Genomic DNA, 22,716 nt, shown 5'->3' with positions numbered 1-22,716 from the left:
TTTAGTGACCCCTTCAGGATTCAAACCTGAAACCTTCTCATCCGTAGTGAGATGCTCTATTCAATTGAGCTAAGGAGCCGTTTTCAACCGTTGTTCTGTGTCGATTGGAGTGCAAATATAGGGCGATTTTTGATTCTGCAAAAACTTTGAAGAAAATTTTCAAAAAAAATGTTGACAGCCAGCCGTTTACCTCAAACGTACGCACATAAAAAAGGGCCGATAGGAATATCAGCCCTTTACGTTTTTATAGATCCACCTTAATAATACACAATGTTTATACTGCCGCTTTATGGGAAGGCTTGTGCCTTTTTCCCCACCAGAGCAGCACTCCGGTAACCGGCAGGCTGGCGGCAATTAAACTGGCCATAAACGCCAGTATTTTGCCTGGTAATCCCGCTATCGCCCCCACATGTATGTCATAGTTCATACCGGTTAACACTTCTCCCCTGTTTCTGCTGCTGCGGTTTTCTGTGTGCAACAGCTTTCCACTATATTGATCGTACTGTAGGGCATCGTAGTCATAATACACCTCCTTCCCCCTGTAACAATACATATATATCAGTCCTTCTTCGCCATAAGCAGGGCTAACCCCTATTCTATCCGCTTCCGGCCTGGCTTGTTGCGCATGGCTGAAAGCTATGTCCAGCGGATTAGTTTGCAGCACTGTGCCTTTAACAGAGGTAAATGCTTTTTGTTCAGGGTGTTTTGAAGTGCCCGCAGCAACCGTGTATACTGCTTTATTAAACCATTCAAAAGCCCAAACCATACCTGTAAGTGCCAGCACCAGTGTAATCAGCATTCCGTAAACCCCCAACACACTGTGCAAATCATAGTTCAGCCTCCTCCACTTCGCATCCCACTTTATACTAAAACGCTGTTTTCGTATATGCCTATTCCATTTCTTTGGCCACCACAATACCAAACCTGTAATCAGTAACACCACAAAAATAAAAGTGGCCCATCCTACTATCGGCTGCCCGTAAGGGGTATTCAGCAAAAGACTCCAGTGCAGGTTTTTAACAATTACAAAAAAATCTGTTTTATAATCTGTTTTGCCGGTTACCACACCGGTATAAGGGTTAATATGTACACTGCAATAGTGCTTTATACCTCCCATTATTGTAAGTGCTTCCGGGTCTCCTGCTTCGTATACCATAAACTCCCAGCTCCGGTCAGGCTGTTTATAGGTAGTTATATTACTAATCACCATCGAATCTCCCAGGGCATGCTGTGCCTTGGGCAGCAACGCGCTTAAAGGCATTGTTTTAGCCGCTGCCGGCACATCAACAAATAGCTTGTTCTTATGTAACAACTCTGATATCTCTTTCTGAAATGCAAACAAGCAGCCGGTAACAGCCACAATAAATACTATTGTTCCCGATACCAGGCCCAGCCACAGATGTATCTGGTTTACCAGGTATTTAAAACCCCGCTTCTTCTTTTGCATGTACAAAGAAACCTAAAATATCAGGCTTTTGCAGGTACAAATTTCAACCACCGTATTGTAAACGATTTACTTATTCTGGAAAAACGATTTACGCAACAGGTAAATCGTATAAATAAAAAAGCAGGATGAGAACACCCCGCCTGAAATTGATGATAGTGATAGATTATACTACAAAAGATAGTTATAATGCAAAGGTGCGGCAAATGCCTGCTACTGCTTTTACAAAATCGGGAAATGGATTTACGGTATCAGGAAAACACCCGTTTTTCCAATATCGTAACCCGTTTTTCGCATTTAATAAATCAACCGCAGGCGCACCGGCTACTTTTGCCTACTCATTTACTCGCTACGCACTAAGGTGCTTTGTTTCTGCTCCATTCTGTAATACCCGTGTATTACACACAATTCAGTATTTATGAAATATCAATGGCTTACAGGTATTACCTGTTTATGTATATGCAGTGCAGGCTATGCGCAGCAGGATAGTGTTACCGCTTCCGGCAAACTGGAAGAGGTAGTGGTTACCGCCACTAAAAGCGCACGCCCTTTACAGGACGTACCCATGCCCGTAACCGTTATTAACAGGCAAACCATTGAAAAAATGGGGTCTATGCGCCTGAACGAGGTACTGGCCGAGCAAACAGGCCTGCAAATAGTAAGCGACCACGGTACAGGTATTCAGATGCAGGGCATGAGCGCAGACTATGTACTGATATTGATAGACGGCGAACCCCTGATAGGCCGTAATGCAGGCACACTGGATCTTTCGCGCATTACTATTGCCAACATAGAAAGAATTGAAATAGTAAAAGGCCCCGCTTCATCCCTCTATGGCAGCGAGGCTATGGGCGGCGTTATTAATATTATTACACGCAAACTGCCCTCTGTACTTACAGGCAGCCTGCATGCACGGCAACGCAAATACAGTACCACAGATGTTACTGCTGAAATGGGGCAGCAACTGCAACGCTTTGGCTGGTCAGTATTTGGAAACTATTACCGCACCAACGGGTACTATACGGTAGATAGTATATCCAAAGCTATCCCCTCCTACCGCACCTACACGGCAGGCACAGGGCTCCGTTATGCGCTCAGCAGTAAAATCAATTTCTCGTTAAACGCCAGGCTGTACCGCGAAGAGCAGGATAACAAGTATCTGGTTACCGGCACCAGCAGCAACAGCATAGTAGGTACACACACTAATCTTACCGAAGTAACCGTTACACCTACCCTTAGCATACAACTCAACAGCCGCCAGCGTTTACAGGTAAAAAACTATTATACCTCTTACCGCACACGTACCACAGATAATACGGTGGCAGATGGCAAACTGTATGATGAAAGCTACTTTAATCAGTCGTTCAACCGCACAGAAGCACAATACGATCTGCAACTGTCGTCAGCACACCTTACCACAGCAGGCGCAGGTAATATTATAGAAGTAGCAAAAGCTACGCGTTACGATAACAGAAACACCTTTAACCAGCAATACCTGTTTGCACAGCACCAATGGCAGGTAAACAACCGGTTTAATCTGGTGGCGGGGCTGCGTTTTGACAAACACAATGAATACGCCAGCCGCCTGAGCCCCAAATTGGCTATGCAATACCGCTTTGCAAGATGGATTACGGTAAAAGCATCCGCAGGTGGCGGCTACAAAGCACCTACGTTCAGCCAGTTGCTGCTCAATTTTACCAGCCCGCTGGTAGGATATACGGTACTGGGCAACCGCATTATTACAGAAAACGTACAAAAACTGCAGCAGAACGGGCAAATAGCTTCTTTGTATATAGACCCTGCCACCATACCCACCATTAAAGCAGAAAGCTCTATGGGGTATAACGCCGGCGCCGATATTACACCGGTAAGCAACCTGCGCCTGTCGGTAAACCTGTTCCGCAACAATATTAAAGACCTCATTGATACCAGAGCCATTGCACTGAAAACAAACGGTCAAAACGTGTTCAGCTACTTTAATTACAACAATGTATTTACGCAGGGGGTAGATGTGCAGCTTACTTATACACCCGCACGCAACCTTACCCTTTCTGCCGGCTACCAGTATCTGGAAGCCAAAGACCAGGAAGTACTGAACCAGATAAAAGCAGGCAAAATCTATTACCGCGATGCCAATGGCGATGAAAGAAAAGTAAAAACTTCTCAATACGGCGGCCTGTACAATCGCAGTAAACATTCAGGAAACGTTAAACTGAACTACGAGAACAAAAAATATGCATTCAATGTAATGGCCAGAGCTATTTACCGCGGCCGGTTTGGATATGGGGGTGATGTAAACGCCAACTCCATACTGGATGATAAACGTGAATATGCCGATGGTTATACTGTATGCAACCTGGCAGTTCAAAAATCAATCCGCAGCATTGTGCTGGAAGCGGGTGTAAATAATGTATTCAAAGCCGCCAGTGCTTACGATCCTACATTGGCACCAACGGTATGGTACGGTGGTGTTATAGTAAAATTCGGTGCCCGTGAAAAATCAATCTCAACAAGCAACAAATAAATAGATAAATCAAACATCAGATGAAAAAGAACAAACTCTTCCTGTGTGCATTTGCAGCCCTGTCCGTGTTAGCAGTTTCCTGTAGCAAAGACGATGATGCCGATACCACAGCCCCTGCGGTTACCAGCACTGTTACTGTAAGAAACCTGGCAGCCGACACCGGCAACACCAGCCACTATGTGTTCTTTCGTTTAAGCGATAGCACTATCGTTCCTTTGTCCGATTCTGCTTCTACCAAATGGGATATTGGTTTCAGAACCACCAGCATTATTGTTAACGGTGGCGTAAGCGGCCCCGGCACTGCTGCAGCACAAACCGTAGCCACCGGCTTTGCAGACCTTACCACCGCACCGGCTACCGGCTATTTACGCGACAGCGCCGGCGGACGTGCTATTGCTGCCTGGTACGACTATAACCCTACCACTCACATTGTTACCCCAAAAGCAGGAAACACTATTGTGGTAAAAACTGCCAACAACAAATACGCAAAAATTTCTATTCTCAGCTATTATAAAGATGCCGTTGCAGCACCTCAGCTTTCAACACCATCCCGTTATTATACTTTCAGATACAGCATTCAGCAAAACGGCACCGCCAATTTCTAATGCTACGTAATACCCTTACAAAGCAGTTGCCTGTACAGGTAGCTGCTTTTCCCCTGCCCCGGTAAAACGGGGCAGGCTAATTATTAAAAACACAGATAGATTATGAAAAAAGCACTCTTATTTTTTGCAATAACCATGTTTGCAGCACTTACTGCACAGGCACAGCAACGCATTATATCTCTTAACGGCGCCATCAGTGAAATACTGTGCGCACTGGGGGCAGAATCACAAATTGTGGGGGTTGATGTTACCAGCAACTATCCCGAAGCATTAAAGACTAAAGCCAAAGTAGGCCATAACCGCAACATCTCTGCTGAAGGCGTATTATCTCTGCAACCCACATTGGTTATTACTTTCGACAACCAGCTTAACCCGCAACTGCTGGATCAGTTGAAAGCTGCCAAAGTAAAAACAGTTATTCTTAAACAGGAACTTTCTGTACAGGGCACCCGCAACCTCATTGGTGAACTAGCTGCTGCTATAGGCGCTACCGCTAAAGCCGCTGCACTGCAGCAAACCTTCGACAAACAAATGGCTGCTGTTAAAACCACTGCCCTTCATAAAAAAGTATTGTTTATTTATGCCCGCGGCGCAGGCGCTATGCAGGTAAGCGGCACCAATACCTCTATTGATAAAATGATTACCCTGGCTGGCGCCACCAATGCCATGACAGGGTTTACCGATTTCAAACCCCTTTCTGCAGAAGCGCTGGTAGCAGCCAACCCCGATGTTATTCTTATGTTCGATAGCGGCCTGGGCAGCGTTGGCGGTGCAGAAGGTTTGCAAAAAATACCCGGCATTGCACAAACCAACGCCGGTAAAAACAAAAAAGTTATCAGCATGGATGGCGAGCTGCTCAGCGGCTTCAGCATTCGTTTACCACAAGCCCTACAGGAACTTTATAATAAGCTGAAATAAACATGCGTCGTTCTCTTACTACCACCACGCTCATTCTGCTGCTGATAGCCAGTGTACTGTTTGCATCTGGAATGGGCGCTATGCACATACCCCCTATGCAGGTAGTTTCCATTATCTGCAACAGCATAGGCATTCACCTGCCTGTAGATTATAACGAAGGCATGGCAGGTGTACTTATACAAATCCGCTTACCACGTGTTTGTCTGGGTGTGCTTATCGGGGCCGGTCTGGCAGCAGCTGGCGCATCACTGCAAGGCCTGTTCCGCAATCCGCTGGCCGATGCGCGGTTGATAGGTGTATCTTCCGGCGCCTCCCTGTTTGCAGTAGTAACTATTGTGGCCATATCCGGCATTCCTGCACTGGCGGGCAATCATCTGGCAAAGTATTATCTGCTTAACGCAGCCACCTTTACCGGTGCCTGTCTGGCTTCTGTAGTAGTTTTCCGCATATCCAAAGCCGGTAATAAAACCATGACCACTACCATGCTGCTGGCCGGGCTGGGCATCAACGCCCTATGCGAATCTATTATTGGCCTTATTACTTCTACCGCTAATAACGAAGAGCTGCGCAATATTACTTTCTGGCTACTGGGCAGCCTTGGTGGTGCCAGCTGGGGCATGGTGTTATCACTGCTACCCTTTATACTGGTTCCCATATGCCTGTTGCCACAGCTATCCAAATCGTTAAACGCGTTCTCGCTGGGCGAAGCAGAAGCCATGCATCTGGGCATAAACGTAAAGCGTTTAAAAACCACCATCATTGTACTGGCCACCCTTTCTGTAGGTGCATCTGTTGCGGCTGCAGGCATCATCGGGTTTGTGGGCCTTATAGTGCCGCATATTCTAAGGGGTATTTCCGGCAGCGATCACCGTTCACTACTGCCCAATAGTGCATTACTGGGCGCCTCACTGCTTACGCTGGCAGATACCTTTAGCCGAACCATTATAGCCCCCGCAGAATTACCCATAGGCATTGTAACAGCACTGCTGGGTACACCGTTGTTTATTGCACTATTACTAAAACAGAAAAAAGCCATTAAAAGCTGGGCATCATGATGCAGGTAAATCAATTAGTTTATACAGCAGGAAAAAGAAACATACTCAACAACATTTCCTTTTCCCTGGCACCCGGTAAGGTTACCGTTATACTGGGGCCTAACGGCGCCGGTAAATCAACCCTGCTGCGGCTGCTATCCGGCGAGTTAAAACCTTCCGGCGGCACTGTAAGCTGGCACAACCGCCCGCTGCATCAGATTCCCCCGGCGCAGCTGGCAACACAAAGAGCTGTGCTTACCCAGCAATATGCTATTACGCTGCCTTTTACCTGCGAAGAAGTGGTGCTGATGGGGCGCTATCCGCATTTTACCAACCAACCCACTGCTGATGATATAGCTGCCGTGAAAGCCGCCATGGAAGAAATGCATGTTACCCACCTGAGCAGCCGGCCGTTTCAAACCCTGTCGGGTGGCGAGCAGCAACGTGTACAGGCAGCCCGTGTACTGGCGCAGCTATGGAGCAAACGCCCCGAAGCTGCACCCGGTAAAATGTTGTTGCTGGACGAGCCTACTTCCAGCATGGACATACAACATCAGCAGCTGCTGCTGGGCAAAGCCCGTAAACTGGCACAGCAACGCTACACCGTACTGATAGTACTTCACGATCTTAATCTGGCCGCCAGATACGCCGATGAAATAGTGCTGCTGCAAAAAGGCAGCCTGCTGGCAGCAGGTACTGCTGCGGAGGTGCTTCAACCTGCCACCCTGCAACAGGCATATGGCATTCCCTTGCAACTGATACAGAGTGTCGATTACCCTTATCCCATTCTTGTTCCCGGTCATCATTAACCGGTAGTTATAACCAGATCCTCTACTTTCTTCCACAAAAAAGCCCGGCTGCATTGCACCGGGCTTTTTTGTACTGCATAGCAGCAGGTTTAATAACCCACCTTGCCATCCCGCACTTTATAGTTTTTCTTCTTTGAGTTCTTTTTGTCGTAGTCCTTTACTTCCTGCGGCTTCGCCTCGTCTGATAACTTCTTACGTACCTGCATAGCAGAGTCAGAAGCTGAATTTGCCGTTAAATACTTTTTGGCAGGATCTTCCAGCTTACCCAGCATGTAATTTTCTGTTTTCATAATTCTTCCGGTAGCAGGTTCGTAGTACTGCCATCTGCCATGTTTTACCGTAGAACCTTCGGCCTTCACCACCTTCAGATCTACCTTATAAGGATCGTGCAGATCGGGCACCTCAATGGTATCATATGGGTTTTCCGGATTGGTGGCTTTCCAGTTCTCTTCCCGGTACATCCCCGAAATATTGTAATACTGGCAGGTGCCATGTTTATAGCCCCAGCGGTAATTTTCCAACGCCAGCAAATCGCCATTCAGGTTATAAGCCCGCCACAGCCCTTCTTTCTGCCCATCTTTAAAAATCCCTTCCTCCTCAAAACCCGATTCACCACGTAAAGCTTCCACATGTATTACCCATTTTCCCTGCTTCCGATCCTGCTGATCTATGCAGTTAAGCGTATCGCCATTAGCCCCTATGCGAAACGTTTTACATTGCGCCATTGCCGCCACAGGTAACAGCATTATTATCAGTAAAGCCCACTTCATACAGTCGTTATTTTTCAGGTTTTTCATTGTATTGCTATGCATATTGGTACAAACCACCCGCCTGTGCTACCAGCCAGTGTATTGCCAGTTCATACCCCTTCATACCCAGGCCGCAGATAGTACCTTTGGCTTTGGCAGAAACATGCGAAATTTTACGGAATTCTTCACGGGCATGCACATTGCTTATATGCACCTCTACCACCGGTGTGGCAATAGCTGCAATAGCATCGCCAATAGCCACAGAAGTATGCGTGTAGGCGGCGGGGTTTAATACAATACCCGTATACTCAAACCCTACCCGCTGCAATTCCGTTACCAGCTCCCCCTCTATATTGCTCTGGAAGTAAGTAAACTCCACCCCGGGGAAAAGAGACGGCAGCTTTTCCAGAAAAGCTTCAAATGAACTGTTTCCATATATACCCGGTTCCCTGATGCCCAGCAGGTTCAGATTGGGTCCGTTAATAATCGCAATCTTCATGATACAAACCTAAGTGATAACCCCATAAACGTTGTAATACCAGCAGCTTATTATTTATGTTTTGTTATAGTTTGAGAAAAAAAGAAAAAAATATTCTGCCCAAAAATTTGCAATTAATATCTGCATTCCTATATTTGCACTCCCAAACGCATTGAGAATTAACGAAATGCACAACGGGAGCATAGCTCAGCTGGTTTAGAGCATCTGCCTTACAAGCAGAGGGTCCGCGGTTCGATCCCGTGTGCTCCCACAGAGAAAGCCTTCATAGCAATATGGAGGCTTTTTTATGTCCACCACCTTTACCGCTTTATAAACATCTGATACTGAGATTGAAAACTCTGAATTGATTTCTGCCATGAGTATTTGAAATTTCTTATTGTAACTCACACAGTGTAAATACATGCCTTCAATAAGAATCTTGAATTTCCCATTTGCAAACATTTAGCAAACAAACGGATTTCAAACACTAGAATCTGCCTAAAACGGAATTGAAAAGAACTATCATTATAAAGTTAGCACTTAAATAACTCACCAAGGTTGAAACCGAATTAAAATTAATTAGGATAACTACATATCCACTTAATCTATTTTAACAGATCAGAAGAATCATAAGATCGAAACATATTCATTGCCCAAAACATCAACGATTGTTATTAATCAGCGCAAAGACAAGAATCAGCATTATCTATAGTTAAAAAGCTTTTTAAAATACAAGTTGAAAAGGAAAGTGTAGGAGGCATAGTTTAAGAACTCTATCAAACATTTAAAAGCTATTTTGTTTGTATAATGTTGGTGTAGAGCCTTTAAAACGACAAGAACCCCAATGAAGCGACTTTAAAAACCGTTAACAATGTGTGCCCCCGGAACGGTGTTGAACCGTTACTCGCATTCTTGCGATCAGAATTTTAAGTCCTGCGTGTCTACCAGTTCCACCACCAAGGCGGCGAATGCCGTTTAACCTATCCTTACTCAATTTAACTTAGCAACTTAGAAATCAATGATTTATCTAAATAGGCTTAATTTCGTCTTGCTAACCTAAAGAGCGTTTAACTACCGGTTTGTTTGAAAGAAGTTTGAAACCATTTTCCTTTCAAACAGGGTGCATACCCAAAAAAAAGATGGAGAGTGTCCCATCCGGCTGACTCCTTACCAACCAACGGAATCCAGTACCGTACACTACAATCTTAGCATGACTCCGCAGGATTATTTAAAACTGAAAGCACCTAATATTAATGGACGGCTAAAGAAGATACGGAATGGAATTAAGGAAATTGAGGAGAAAGCACAAGAGGTGTTAAAGCAGTTTGACCCGTTTTGCCACGAAAAATTCAGGCTTAACTACATCTTTAATAACCCCTTATTTCTACAAACAAAGCAAAAAAAAGTGGAGGCAATTACTACTCAACAAAACCCGTTTGAGTTTGATTTTAAGCCCTACGAAAAAAAATCATGATTCTGCGAAAGCAGAACTTACAGGAAAAAGGCAAAATCGGGTATACCTATTTAAAGATCGTGAAACAACTGATCGAGGATAAACGCATCGGAACAGCCTTAAAATACCATGACAGCTTTCCCTCTATTTATAAAAAAGCAGGAAATCTAAGCTTTAAAGAAATCGATGTTAGATTTTTAAAGTCATTTGAAAACTGGATGGTAGACAAAAATGGGTGTAGCCGCGCATGGGTAGGTTCAATATTCAGACACTTACGCGGTGCTTTTAATGATGCGATAGAAGATGGATTACTGATAAAATCCCCCGAAAACTATCCATTTGACAAAAGACGATATAAGATACCAAGCGTAAAAAAACAGAAAACTGCTATTAAACCAGAAAATATGGCTGCGTTTTATGAGTATACCCCAACTTGCCCCAGTGAAGAGAAAGCAAAAGACTACTGGTTTTTTATGTACTTCGGCAATGGCATGAATCCAAAAGATATGTGCTACATAAAATGGAGTGATTTTAACGGTCAGTATATATCATTCATCAGGGCAAAAAGCGAACTAACAGCAGACACTACGGTTACAATCACTGTTTTTGTAAATGATGATATACAAAGAATTATCGAAAAATGGGGAAATACCAACAAGTCACTTGACAGCTACCTGTTTCCAATCCTTCAACCGGGTATGAATGAACTGGAGCAAACATTAAAAGTAAAACGGACTACGACTTCATACGTGAATGGACTAACAAAATTTCAGAAAGATTATGCATCTCTCCTGTTTCCGCTAAACATAGCCGAATTCAATTCGCATCCGATCTGAAATATACCAATGTGGACAAAGAATATATCAGAGATGCAATGTGGCATACAGACACAAAAACTACAGATGCGTATTTAGCGGCATTCAATCAAGAAGTGGTTAAAATGAATTCTACTGCATAGGGAAAATTCAAAAAAGATCAAAAAGAATCAAGCATCGCATAAGATACTATCTCATAAACTGAGTAAATCTGAAAATTGGGGATTACCTTGATTTTCTTTTGAAATTATACGTCCGTATTATGAAAACAGAAGACCTCATATCAAACAATTTTTTTAAACAATTTAAGACTGCCTCCATTCCCTTCAACTATTTAATCCTCCAACTTCATTTGCTATCTACCCGTATATTCAAACCAATCAAAATCTGCATCCAGTATTCTATTTGTTTCAGCGGTGATACCATATAGGCCTAATACGCATCCTACAAATCCACCCGCATCGGCGGTACTCAATAAACGGGCATCTGCCTCGTGTATATTATGCCACCGCTTATTGTCGAAGGAGTATGCAAAAACATATTGACCACCACGCTGAATGATGTGCAGATAAATTTCTTTTTTTCTAAAAGGTAGGTATTGCGTACTTAACAACTGCATACGATCACCAATACCGGCAGACGAAAACACCTGTACAACTGGCAGCCCATTCAATAACGATTTAGACAAAAAATAATAATGTTGTTCATTCTGAAAAATGACCAATCCTGCCTTATCACTGCTATCCTTTGGCTCAAACTCAATACAGGTTGTTGCTGAAAAGCTATGATGCTGTTGTCTGAATCCTAAAAAAGAGGGGTTGCCGGTACCGCTAATATTCTCTTTACGCAGTTGCAGGCGAAAAAAGCCTTTTCTTGCTGTCGTATTATACCAGGGCTCAGTTACCGTTCTTAGAAAAACAAACCTTTTATCTAATCCGGTATCGGAAAAATTATTTCTGTAGGTAAAACTACCAGTAAAAGGTACTGCGCCATTGCCCTTTACTGCCCTGCCTGAAGGTGTTGGGTAACTGTACTGAATGGCTTCCTTTTCTTTTGTAATTACCGGCCACCCATCGCTGGTCCAGGTAACGGGGGCCAAAAATGTTTCCCTTCCGGTATTGTAGTAACCCTTTTCATATGGCCGGCATGCCAGAAACACTGCATACCATTTACCATCCAATGTTTCTACCAGATCTGCATGTCCTGACGAAGTGATAGGCGCCTGTCTGTTAGCATCCAGTTGCCGCTGAGTAAGAATTGGATTGAGTTCGTAAGGCAGATATGGACCATCCACTGCCTTACTTCTAAATACCACTTCAGAGTGCCTATCTCCTGTACCTCCTTCCGCACACATTAAATAATACCATTCATTGATATGATATAGATGAGGCCCTTCTACCCAAACCGGCTTTTGCCTGATGTCGGCACCTCCATTCACAATTAGCTCCTCTTTACCTGACAATTGTAATGAGTGGTAATTAAATCCACGCATACGGATACTGCGATGACCATTCCATAATGGGTTGTTATCAGGTGCCACACTATTGTAAACAATATATGCACTGTCATTATTGTCGAAGAAAAGTGAGGGATCAATGCCATTGATGCCAGGCAACCAGACAGGATCGCTCCACGGGCCGGCCGCATTTTTTGCAGTAATCACAAAATTGCCCTTCTTACCTATAAGGGTACACACGATATAGTAGACACCCTTATGATACCGAATCGTAGGAGCAAACAGACCTTCAGACACATGAACGCCAATTGTGTTCAACTGCCCGGGTCTATCCATTGCATGACCCAATAATTTCCAGCTAACCAAATCAGTACTTTGAAATACAGGCAACCCGGGATAATAAGCAAAACTGGAGTTTACCAGATAATAATTGGAGTCTACCCTGCAAATACTGGGGTCTGGATAGAAGCCTGCAAGAATAGGATTATTGTATTTCGGTACAGACTGACCGGCAGCTTGCATACCGAAACCGATTACCAGGGGTAAAAGCAACCACTTTGTCATAACTATATGCTAAATACTATTTATTGACTTTAGATTTTACTCTTACCAGTTTACCACGCCATAATATGCTTCTTTTCTCTTCAACGTTGTATCAAATAGTAAAGGGAAATCTTTCCTGCCTTTTACAGGAAAATCATCGAGCCAGCTATGTTGGTCAGAAAGATTCCAGAAGGTTACACCGGTAATGTATTGTCTGTACTTGCGAAACATTTCAAAACACATCTTGTACTGTAAAGACTGCTTTAATTGCTTTTCAGGCGTAAACAATGCAATAGAATCATTTTTTGTTCGTTCGCGGGCCTGATGCTCTTTTGAATACGCGGAAATATCCAACTCTGTTATCTGCATTGCAAGTCCCAACCTGGCAAAACGCGCCAGCGTTGAGTCTAATTGTTCCCTACCCGGTTCATTTATAGCCCAATGTGACTGAAGTCCCACTCCGTGAACAGGCACGTTCTGCGATTTTAGTTTTGTAAGTAACTGTAAAATCTTCTCCGCCTTTACAGGGCTAATCTCATTATAATCATTATAAAACAATACAGCATCCGGGTCTGCCTCATGAGCCCATTGAAATGCTTTTGCTATATAGTCTTCGCCAATAATTTCCAGCCACTTTGAAGGACGCAGAAACTCCTTCCCATCAGCAACTGCCTCATTCACCACATCCCAGGCGTAAACCTGCCCCTTATACCTGCCTACAACAGCTTTAATATGATCATGAAGACGTTGCAATAACGTATCCCTGCCAACCTTATTTCCCTGTTTGTCTTCAAACATCCAGTCAGGCGTCTGCAAATGCCAGCAGAGTGTATGTCCTCTCACCTTCAGCTGATGCTGGCGGGCAAAAGAAACTATTGCATCTGCCTGCTCCCAACGATAGGTATGTTGTAAAGGATGAATAGTGGACATCTTCATTGCATTTTCAGGTGTAAGGCTGTTAAACTCACGGCATATCAGGTCTGCTTTTTCCTTGTGCCTCAGATCTCCCGGCTCAATAGCCACTCCTATCGGGAAATAGTTCTGATAATAATCCTTTAGACCTTTCATCGTTTCCGATGCATTTGCAGGAGACAATGTTTCCGGAGGGCCCAGGTAAGAGGGCTTCATTCCTCCCCAATCAATGATAACCTTTTGAAGCACTACCGCGGAACTCACCATCCAGTATTTAAGTGTATGTTTACCAGCATACCTTACTGCTATTTCTGTTTTCCCCAATATCACATTACTGGCAACCCAACGTTCCCAGTTGGTAAGAAAATCTTCTTTGTTAATAGTAATTATTAGCGGCATTCCGTTATCTACAGAAATTGCCACCTTCATTCCGTCATCCTGATGAAAATTTAATGTGGGTGAAAAATAAAGATGAACAATCGCCTTACCACTGTCATAAGCATAAAAATCATACTCTACATAAGGAGAGTTGGCTGTTTTTTTAACTGATGCAGTTACAGGAAATGTACTGATTCCCGAACCTGTTCTGCCTATACCTGGAATAACTTTCCACTGAATGCCGTTGACATTTAACGCTCTCGTCCAATGAGATGCCTCCATTGATATGACACCGTTTTCTTCATAAAAAACGTTGCCGGTTTCCGTTGCGGGCACAATAGATCTGGCAACCGGTAGTTCTTTATACACAATTGGAGTAAGCGTTGTTTCTTCTTTTGACACATATTCCACAGCTGGCATTTTATTAAAAGGCGGGTTATTCCAACTGGTATAACCAATATGCACCTGATTCATCATATGTTCCCATTTACCACCGGCAAGAAGATGATATTTGCGGGTAATGAGCGAATCCTGCTGATAATAAAAAGCAGCCCTTTCTGCATACTTGTTGGCCTCAATATTCTTTTTGGCTACACAGCTGGCATTCATAGCCACTGCATAATAAAGTTCATGCAAATTACCCAGGGCTAATATGGGATGTAATACCAGCTGAAAATAAGCATCTTTATATTCCGGCGCAATAACCTTGTTTATCAGCATCGCCTCTTCTGTCAATTGGCGCCACTGCCTGATTACCGTTTCAGCCTCATTATAATTTTCAATAGCATAAGTGCCTGCATTCAGTAGTTCCGGTTTTATTCTCGCACTAAACTGTGCATACCGCGACAGCATTTCGCTGATCTGTTCAGCATATGTAGTTCCAAACTGACCAGTTGCCCATTGTGTATAATAGGTATTTATATTATCTTCATTCCAACGTGAGGGATTCCACGCATAATCCAGAAAAAAGGAAATGGGTAATTCCATAGGCTTAATATCACCAACATTCACAATCCATATTCTGTCTGCACCATATTGATAAGCCAGGTGCATTTGTTCCCATACCCTTGCAATATTGTTAGTGTTAATCCACTTGTAATTCCTGGGGCCTCCTACGTAATCGAAATGGTAATAGATGCCATATCCACCTCCTCTTGGCTTATCGGTTAACCTGGGCAGCTTTCGCAGGTTCCCCCAGTTATCATCGCAAAGTAACAGCGTCACATCATCAGCAACCCTCATTCCTTTATCATAGTAGTCCTGCACCTCTTTGTACAGCGCCCAAAGCTGTGGTGTCTGGGAAGCCGGCTTCCCGGTCACCGTTTCAATAATTTTCCGCTGATCGGCCACAATACCTTCCAGTAATTTCGTAGCAGTTCCCGCTGTCATAGGCTCATCACCGTCGCCACGCATGCCTATAGTAACAACACTTTCATGCCTGCCCATTTTCTCAATACCTTTTGTCCAGAAATGTTGCAGCACCTCCTTATTAGTGGTATAATTCCAATCGCCTGTTCCGTTCTTGCGCCATTCCTTCTGGGCACGTAGCATAGGCTCGTGATGAGAGGTACCCATTACAATTCCCCATTGATCTGCCAATACAGGATTCTGTACATCGTCTTCATTAAAAGCATTGCCCCACATTGCCGGCCACAAATAATTACCTTTCAAACGCAGGATCAACTCAAACACCTTAACGTAGAACTCATGATTAAACCCTCCGAATTTTTTTCTGGTCCAGCTACTTAAACAAGGCGCTTCATCATTGATAAAAATACCCCGGTATTTTACGTGGGGCGCATCGGCCAGGAAAGTAGCAGCAGGTATATACAAATCCTGTTTTTTTTGTACTGGAACATCAGCCCACCAGTACCAGGGCGATACGCCCATCTGTCTGGACAGTTCCATTATTCCGTACGCAACACCTCTTCGGTCGCTGCCTGCAATCACCAGGGCCTGTTCAATGCCGTCAAATGGATGTTTTACCACCTGCAACTGGTAGGCTTCCCATTTCCCCTGCAGGCTATCCGTTTTAATTAACTGCCTATCCGCTAACTGACGAATTAATCCGGATTGGCCGATGCTGCCCGCAATGATGATACTACCGCTTGCCGGTACCTGATTCAGTATCATTGCAGGCATATTACCAATGCGTCCCAGATCTTCCGCCAACAGGCTGGCGGAAATTTTCACTAATGTATCATCGTCAATATCGCAAACAATAGATGCAGGCTTCCCGCTTTCCAGAATAGAAAAATCGTCCTTTCCTCTTTGTTCAGCAACTATCGATTGAGCCTGCAAACACAAGCTCCAAAAAATAAAAACAAATGATAAACCGCCTTTCATGATACTATATTGAGATGATGCAAAGAGTTATAAGCTTTTGACGTAAGGCACTATCCTGAAATTGCCAAAAGACATCTGGAAGTTTGGAATAGCAACAGGAGGCCAGCTCTTTCCACTGGCGTCTGTATAGCTGCCGTTGATAAAAGCAAAATATCCCCCCTTGCTTACCGCCTGGTCCACCAGGTATTGATACGTCTTACCATTGAGCGCCTTAAAAGCACTTAATGGTATGCTGATGGTTTGCCAGCCAGTCATTTTAACCGGCTTTACACTTCCATTCACCAACCAGGGGGCGTAGTTATATCTCCAGTCAGTATTGCCTTTTACAAATTCAAAGCGTACAAAACCACAGGACCATTCTACAGGAATATAGGCATCAAACTGTAATGCAAGGTTATTACAGGCAGAAGCTGTTGTAATAGCTCCTCCTGTCGTTCTCAACACAGATGTGGCTGCCGGGCATGTACGAAAATCGAAACTACCAACTGTGGCATCAATGGCAGCAGTTGCCGCAGTAGCAGGAAACTGACGATAAGTGGCCGGATTTTTATGCCCGGTGCCAGTAGCAGGCAGTACTGCAGTTTGATTAGCAGAAATGGTGCTGCTGCCGAAATTATAAGTACGCTGATAACAATCGCCTGTGCCCCCGCTTACTGCCGTATCACTGGAAAACTTCTCAATAAAAATACAGTTCCTGCGATTCATATAATTATATAAATAATCACTGCCATTAGCGCCGGAAACATAAATGCCGCCGGCACTGGCTATTGCAGCGGCCGGCATTGTAAAGGAGAGTTTGCTAAAGTCCGAAGAGGTTTCAAACTCACCGGACAGCAATACTATATTTCCCGGTAGTTTCACTGTATCCAGGTCACGCAGATTTGTGCCGTATATTTCAACTGTTTCTCCTGCTTTAGGCAGGCTATGTGATACGCCGCTGATTGCAGGTGCAGGCCCCTGGATCAAAAACTTAAAAGCGTAATCATCATTACTCGTAATAATCCGGATAGTGTTTCTTGTAGCAGTATCTGTAATGTCCTTACCAAAAGGCAGACTGGACGGAATGGTTACCATAATAGCAGTTTCTGTAACATAGCCGGGATTTACAGCTACCTTAACCCCGTTCATATATACTGATTTAGCTTCTGAAAAGCCTTTGCCGTTAATTCGTACAAGCGTACCTACTCGCGCCTGTGTAATTACCTGTGTAGTAGTGGCCGCACTCTGCAGCGTAACGTTGGTTACGCTTATCTCTTTTGAGGTAGGCCCTTCCGCATCCCAATAACCTTTTTTACATGCACTCAGCAAAACTATTGCTGTAAATATCTGAACAACCAGTATGGCTTTATATTTAGCAGATCGCATAATTTAATTTTTAGACACTCAAATAGTTTGATCTAAAATGTAAAATGAACAGGAGCTTCATTCAACTTTGGATTCATTACCAATTCAGTGGAAGGGTACGGAAGTAGCAAACGCGCTTCTGTTGCTGTATTCTGCTCCTGTCCGTCACCCACATTCCTCCAGGCGAAACCATTGGGTGCTGTATTGCTCAGGTAGTAGTAATACTCAGAGCGTCGCTGGTGGTTCATATAGTCCAATACCCAGGCCTGATCCCAATAACCGCGACGCACCATATCAAACCAGAATTGCCCTTCCAAAGCCAGTTCGCACCGGCGTTCATCCCATAGATCGGCTACTGAAATAGCAGTAACCGGGTCAAGGCCAGCTCTTTTACGAACAAGGTTAAAATACTTCAGCGCTTCTGCATCGGTAGTACTGGCTTGTGTTCCCAGTATTGCTTCTGCATATAGCAGGTACACTTCCGCCAATCGTAACATGGGCGCTGCCAATCCGGAGTTGCCATTAATAGCCATTCCATCCGTATCTTTTTTGCTGCCTACTACATGCTTTTTAATATTCGGATAACGTACTGCATTAGCGCCGGTTACAATCCATTTACCATCAGCAGTGTGAGTACCTATATAATCATATACCGCACCCGGATAAAAGAAGGCCGCTTTTTTACGCTTAAGCTCTCCCCTGTCATGCATCAGCTTCACCAGTTCACCGGAAGCAAAAGTGCTGCTTCCATAAGCATTTAATCCGTCAGTTAATGTGGTACTGTAAGCCAGCCATTCCTGATTACGATTGCCGGCTCCATAATCTGTAGAGCCTGGCACAAACTGTAAGGCAAACAAGGTTTCAGTGTTGTTATTATTTTGTGGCCGAAACAGTTCTTCATAATCGCTCATTAATGTATAAGCGGAATTTTCACACACTTCTTTGGCAGCTATTCTGGCCAGCTCATAGTATTCTGTAGCATTTTTTGTCCAACGTTCACTAAACCTGTTGCCCCGTGCATAACAGGCAGCAGTGATGTAAAGGCGGGATAATATACCCAGTGCACTATACCTGGTTACCCTTCCCTTTTCATCTGTTGTACGCAGGTTTTTTGCAGCATATTCGAGATCGCTAATAGCATATTGTAACACGTCCTCAAAGTAATGTGGAGGTACTTTAGCATTCTTTGATAATGCTACCGGGTCTTCCACAATCGGTATATTCCCCCAGGTAGATCCTGCATACCAATATGCCAGGCCACGCATAAAACGGGCTTCTGCTTTACAGGCATTCACATCGCGTTCCGATACATTGAATTGCAATGCCCTGTCAATATTATTGAGAATATAATCAGCCTGGGTAATCACTACATACAGCGAAGCCCATCCTTCCTGTAATGTAGTTGTTTCACCTGTTTCCGTTAATCGTATAAAAGATTGGCCCGATGTATAAGGCTGAAACAGGTTATTACCTCTACCATCACCCATATCAAAATAAAATTTGCTGGAAAAGCTATACCAAACTCTGCTATACATAGCAGCCGTTGCACTTCTGCAATCCTTTAGTGTAGTAAAATAATTATCCAGGGTAGGCTGGCTGTTAGATTTCGTATCAAGAAACTTATTACAGCCACCGGCTATCATAATAATAGCAACATACAACGCTATTCGTAAACTAATTTTCATGGCAGTTGATTTGCAATTCGTTTTATAATCCAATAGAAAGGCCAAAGGTTATTGTACGTGGTGTGGGATAACGTCCGGGATCCAGGCCGTTCAGCAATGCATTCTGGCTACCATTGGAATATTGATCTTTCGTCATTCCCACCTCAGGGTCGTAGCCGGAGTATTTTGAAACAGTGAATACATTCTGGGCACTGAAATAAGCTTTTGCATTACTCACTTTTAGCCTGGAAATTACTTTTTTAGGAAAAGACCAGGAAAATGCAACACTTTGCAATCGCAGGTAAGATCCACTTTCCACAAAACGTGAGGATAACCTATTGTTGTTGTTTACATCATTTACCGTCATCCTGGGCATAGACGGATCGCCACTTACCACCCTTACATTATTAATATCAGAGGCAGATCCACCAGCATCTATCAACCCTAATTGCGCATAATCTCTTGCAGCCCGCCTCGTAATATTTCCGGTTTGAACATTAGGATTGTCCAGATTGAGGTTAAGGAAATTCATTACTTTATTACCATAAGATCCTGTAAAGAAAAAATTAAGATCAAAATTTTTATAAGTAAAGTTGTTGCCAAATCCATAGGTGAAAGAAGGAAGCGGGCTTCCCAGGTATTGGCGATCTTTGTCATTTATCACTCCATCTTTTGAATAATCGTCCCAAATCAGATCACCTACCCATATACCGGTCTTTTCATTTACAGTTTGCTTTTCAGGCAAGGCAATTCTTAATTTACCCTCTTTGTCATACAGGTCTGCCGCAGAATTAATGCGTCCGATAGTTTTATAACCCCAGAATTCCCCAATGCTTTTTCCTGCTTCTGTTCTACTTACAATAATAGGGCTCCCTGATAGCTGATACGTTTTATTGATTTGTGCCACATCTGAATTCAGGCGAATCACCTTATTCCTGTTCAGGGTAAATACCACGTTAGAAGTCCACCGGAATTGTTTACTCTGTAAATTGATAGTGTTGATCGTTAATTCCACTCCCTTGTTCTGCATAGCCCCAACGTTAGCCCAGGGAGCAGCAGCAGATCCGGGAGGGCCATCCTGCTGTGCACCGGTAATTCCAGGCAAGGTTAACTCCAGTAATAGCTGGTTGGTACGCTTCAGGTAAACATCAGCTACAATTTCTACACGGTTATCAAGTATCCCCAGGTCTAAGCCCAGGTTATAAGAGTCAGTACTTTCCCAGGTAAGATCAGGATTAGGTACATTCGCTATCAGTGAACCATTTCCCCAGGTAGTAGGCACATTGGATATATTAGCCGTATATGCAAACTGTCGAACATTTGAATTACCTACTTTACCATATCCTAGTCGTACCTTCAGGTTCATGTCGTCTTTCAAATGTCTCATAAAAGCTTCGTCAGAAAGTTTCCAGGCGAATGCCGCAGATGGAAACAGGCCCCAGCGATTACCATCCGCAAAATTGGAAGAACCATCATACCGTAATGTGGTGGTTAACAGGTATCTTTTCTTATAGGAATAAATAGCACGTCCGAACAAAGAACTGAAAGCATAACGGCTGGTATTACCTCCGTTAGTGGCATTTAAAGCATTACCGGCATCAATATCTCTCAGCGAATTATTGCCACCAAAACGGAATGCGGATAGATAGTCAGACGTACGTTCAGTAATTTCCTGTCCCAGCATTGCATTCAACACATGGCCACTGCGTGTCTGACCATTGTAAGTAAGTACGTTACGCAGGTTCCAGTTTGCAGAGAGGCGCTGTGATTTGCTGTTGGTAATTTCTGAATTGGTCCGGCCACCCAGCGTAAAAGTGGGTACAAAACTCCAGACCCGTTCCTGGTTAATGTCCGAAGAAAACTCAGATCTGAGTGAAAGATTCTTCAACAATTTCATGTCGAGGTATACATTTCCGCGAAGTCCAAGCTTTTTGTTTCCCTTATCGTAGAGTTCTGAAAGTGCTAATGGATTGGATAACTGGTCGTTGGGGTCTTCGGGACCTCCATAACTACCATCCAAATTTCTGGCAGGCACAGAAGGAGATTGCCTTACAGCAGCGTTGATCAGATTCCAGTCGGCAATGGTAATAACCTGGCTAGTACGGCTGATTGTAACAGCCCCCCCCGCTTTTAACCAGCTTTTGATTTTAGTATCGAGATTCGACGTAACAGTGATGCGATCAAATCCGGAACCACTGGCTACGCCTTCCTGTTTTAAATAACCACCGGAAAGGCGGTAGGTGGTATATTCATTCCCGCCGGAAAACGCCAGTGAATAGTTGCCCATTGAAGCCGGCTTGAAAATTTCCCGCTGCCAGTTGGTTCCTTTCGACAGTAATGAAGGGTCGGCAAAATAATTATTGATGGGATATCCCAGTAAAGTATACAACGCGTTCTGATGCCGGGCATAGTCCTGAAGGTTTGAAACCGCAAGTTCTTTAGGTAAGCTTTGTACTCCATATTTTGCGTCTGCCGTAATACGCGTTAATCCGGCCTTGCCCCTTTTGGTGGTAATAATAATAACTCCATTGGCACCCTGTGCGCCATAAATTGCTGTTGCTGAGGCGTCTTTCAATACATCAATCGTTTCAATGTCAGCCGGGTTGATAGCGGCGAAAGCATTGTCACTGTAAGAACCTGTTCCCGAACTAATAATCACCCCATCAATCACAAAAATGGGCTCATTGGTTGAATTAATAGACCCTAATCCCCGTATCTGGATAGATGAGCCACCACCAGGCATACCCGAATTCTGCGTCATTTGCAAACCAGCAATTCTTCCTTGTAGCACCTGATCAATAGATGTAGCGCCTGATTTTTCGATAATTTCTGCCTTTACCGACCCAACTGCTCCGGTAAGATCTGATTTTCGTTGCGAACCGTAGCCGATCACAATTACATCATCGCTTTTGGCATTGGGTGTGAGTTGAACAACAATACTTTGTGTTTTACCAGAAATGTTCCGCTCAATATCAGCGTATCCCACATAAGACACCACAATGGCAGTTACACCAACAGGAATTTGAAGAGAAAATGCGCCTTGACTGTCTGTATTCGTCCCAACAGGCTTGTTTTTAAGTTTAACACTGGCATGACTTAAAGGCTGGCCGGTTTCATCTGTTACCTTACCTGTTAAGGTGAATTGAGCCTGTAAAATGGAAGGAAGTAATGTCAGCAGGGAGAGCCAGGAAATGATCCCGGTTCGTTTTAATAGTTTCATTGGCAAGTAGTTAGTAATATTTTG

Annotated in this window: 14 protein-coding genes and 3 tRNA genes; 7 read left to right on the top strand and 10 right to left on the bottom strand. The window is 43.9% G+C overall.

The window, feature by feature from the left end:
* Positions 1-5: 5 nt before the first annotated feature.
* Both IEY13_RS03945 and IEY13_RS03940 read right to left on the bottom strand, forming a co-directional pair.
* Positions 6-79: transfer RNA gene (locus IEY13_RS03945), tRNA-Arg, on the bottom strand.
* Between the two features lie 195 nt (positions 80-274).
* On the bottom strand, positions 275-1,447 hold the full coding sequence (locus IEY13_RS03940) for a PepSY-associated TM helix domain-containing protein (protein WP_188950646.1): 1,173 nt from the start codon (positions 1,445-1,447) through the stop codon (positions 275-277).
* A gap of 415 nt (positions 1,448-1,862) precedes the next feature.
* Here IEY13_RS03940 and IEY13_RS03935 point away from each other — a divergent pair, with 415 nt between their 5' ends.
* The 5 genes from IEY13_RS03935 (at position 1,863) to IEY13_RS03915 (ending at position 7,334) form a co-directional block, all read left to right on the top strand.
* The gene (locus IEY13_RS03935) at positions 1,863-3,968 is read left to right on the top strand and encodes a TonB-dependent receptor plug domain-containing protein (RefSeq protein ID WP_188950645.1); all 2,106 of its coding nucleotides are present in this window, start codon (positions 1,863-1,865) and stop codon (positions 3,966-3,968) included.
* Between the two features lie 20 nt (positions 3,969-3,988).
* A complete protein-coding gene (locus tag IEY13_RS03930) occupies positions 3,989-4,573 on the top strand; it encodes an HmuY family protein (RefSeq protein WP_188950644.1) in 585 nt (194 codons plus the stop codon).
* A gap of 102 nt (positions 4,574-4,675) precedes the next feature.
* Positions 4,676-5,491, top strand: coding sequence for a heme/hemin ABC transporter substrate-binding protein (locus IEY13_RS03925; protein ID WP_188950643.1), 816 nt, complete (start codon positions 4,676-4,678; stop codon positions 5,489-5,491).
* Between the two features lie 2 nt (positions 5,492-5,493).
* Positions 5,494-6,546: a FecCD family ABC transporter permease gene (locus IEY13_RS03920; RefSeq protein WP_188950642.1), complete on the top strand. Its 1,053-nt coding sequence runs from the start codon at positions 5,494-5,496 to the stop codon at positions 6,544-6,546.
* Positions 6,543-7,334: a heme ABC transporter ATP-binding protein gene (locus IEY13_RS03915; RefSeq protein ID WP_188950641.1), complete on the top strand. Its 792-nt coding sequence runs from the start codon at positions 6,543-6,545 to the stop codon at positions 7,332-7,334. The genes IEY13_RS03920 and IEY13_RS03915 overlap by 4 nt, the downstream gene beginning before the upstream one ends.
* 89 nt (positions 7,335-7,423) lie before the next feature.
* Here the strand turns inward: IEY13_RS03915 and IEY13_RS03910 are convergent, their stop codons facing one another.
* Complete coding sequence (locus tag IEY13_RS03910; protein WP_188950640.1) at positions 7,424-8,104, bottom strand: toxin-antitoxin system YwqK family antitoxin; 681 nt, start codon at positions 8,102-8,104, stop codon at positions 7,424-7,426.
* Positions 8,105-8,138: 34 nt separating this feature from the next.
* A complete protein-coding gene (aroQ, locus tag IEY13_RS03905; RefSeq protein WP_188950639.1) occupies positions 8,139-8,582 on the bottom strand; it encodes a type II 3-dehydroquinate dehydratase in 444 nt (147 codons plus the stop codon).
* A 175-nt stretch (positions 8,583-8,757) separates the two neighbouring features.
* Here aroQ and IEY13_RS03900 point away from each other — a divergent pair.
* Positions 8,758-8,832: transfer RNA gene (locus IEY13_RS03900), tRNA-Val, on the top strand.
* 605 nt (positions 8,833-9,437) lie between these two features.
* On the opposite strand, the gene IEY13_RS03895 is transcribed toward IEY13_RS03900, so the two are convergent.
* Positions 9,438-9,524 (bottom strand) — tRNA-Leu (locus IEY13_RS03895).
* 507 nt (positions 9,525-10,031) lie between these two features.
* Between IEY13_RS03895 and IEY13_RS03890 the strand changes: the two genes are divergently transcribed.
* Positions 10,032-10,850 (top strand): site-specific integrase family protein, encoded by an 819-nt coding sequence (locus tag IEY13_RS03890; protein ID WP_188950638.1) that lies wholly within the window; start codon positions 10,032-10,034, stop codon positions 10,848-10,850.
* A gap of 334 nt (positions 10,851-11,184) precedes the next feature.
* Here IEY13_RS03890 and IEY13_RS03885 read toward each other — a convergent pair whose 3' ends face one another.
* The 5 genes from IEY13_RS03885 to IEY13_RS03865 all read right to left on the bottom strand — a co-directional run bounded on the left by IEY13_RS03885 (position 11,185) and on the right by IEY13_RS03865 (position 22,692).
* Complete coding sequence (locus tag IEY13_RS03885) at positions 11,185-12,837, bottom strand: glycoside hydrolase family 43 protein (RefSeq protein ID WP_188950637.1); 1,653 nt, start codon at positions 12,835-12,837, stop codon at positions 11,185-11,187.
* 54 nt (positions 12,838-12,891) lie between these two features.
* Complete coding sequence (locus IEY13_RS03880) at positions 12,892-16,419, bottom strand: glycosyl hydrolase 115 family protein (protein ID WP_229687714.1); 3,528 nt, start codon at positions 16,417-16,419, stop codon at positions 12,892-12,894.
* A 72-nt stretch (positions 16,420-16,491) separates the two neighbouring features.
* On the bottom strand, positions 16,492-17,829 hold the full coding sequence (locus tag IEY13_RS03875) for a glycan-binding surface protein (RefSeq protein WP_188950635.1): 1,338 nt from the start codon (positions 17,827-17,829) through the stop codon (positions 16,492-16,494).
* 32 nt (positions 17,830-17,861) lie between these two features.
* Positions 17,862-19,493, bottom strand: a complete 1,632-nt coding sequence (locus IEY13_RS03870; protein ID WP_188950634.1) for a RagB/SusD family nutrient uptake outer membrane protein — start codon at positions 19,491-19,493, stop codon at positions 17,862-17,864.
* A gap of 22 nt (positions 19,494-19,515) precedes the next feature.
* On the bottom strand, positions 19,516-22,692 hold the full coding sequence (locus tag IEY13_RS03865; protein ID WP_188950633.1) for a SusC/RagA family TonB-linked outer membrane protein: 3,177 nt from the start codon (positions 22,690-22,692) through the stop codon (positions 19,516-19,518).
* Positions 22,693-22,716 lie beyond the last annotated feature (24 nt).

The organism is Filimonas zeae, assembly GCF_014641615.1.
GTDB classification, from domain to species: Bacteria; Bacteroidota; Bacteroidia; order Chitinophagales; family Chitinophagaceae; genus Filimonas; species Filimonas zeae.
Note: the sequence above shows the minus strand (reverse complement) of the source record. Positions and strands in the feature narration are given on the sequence as shown.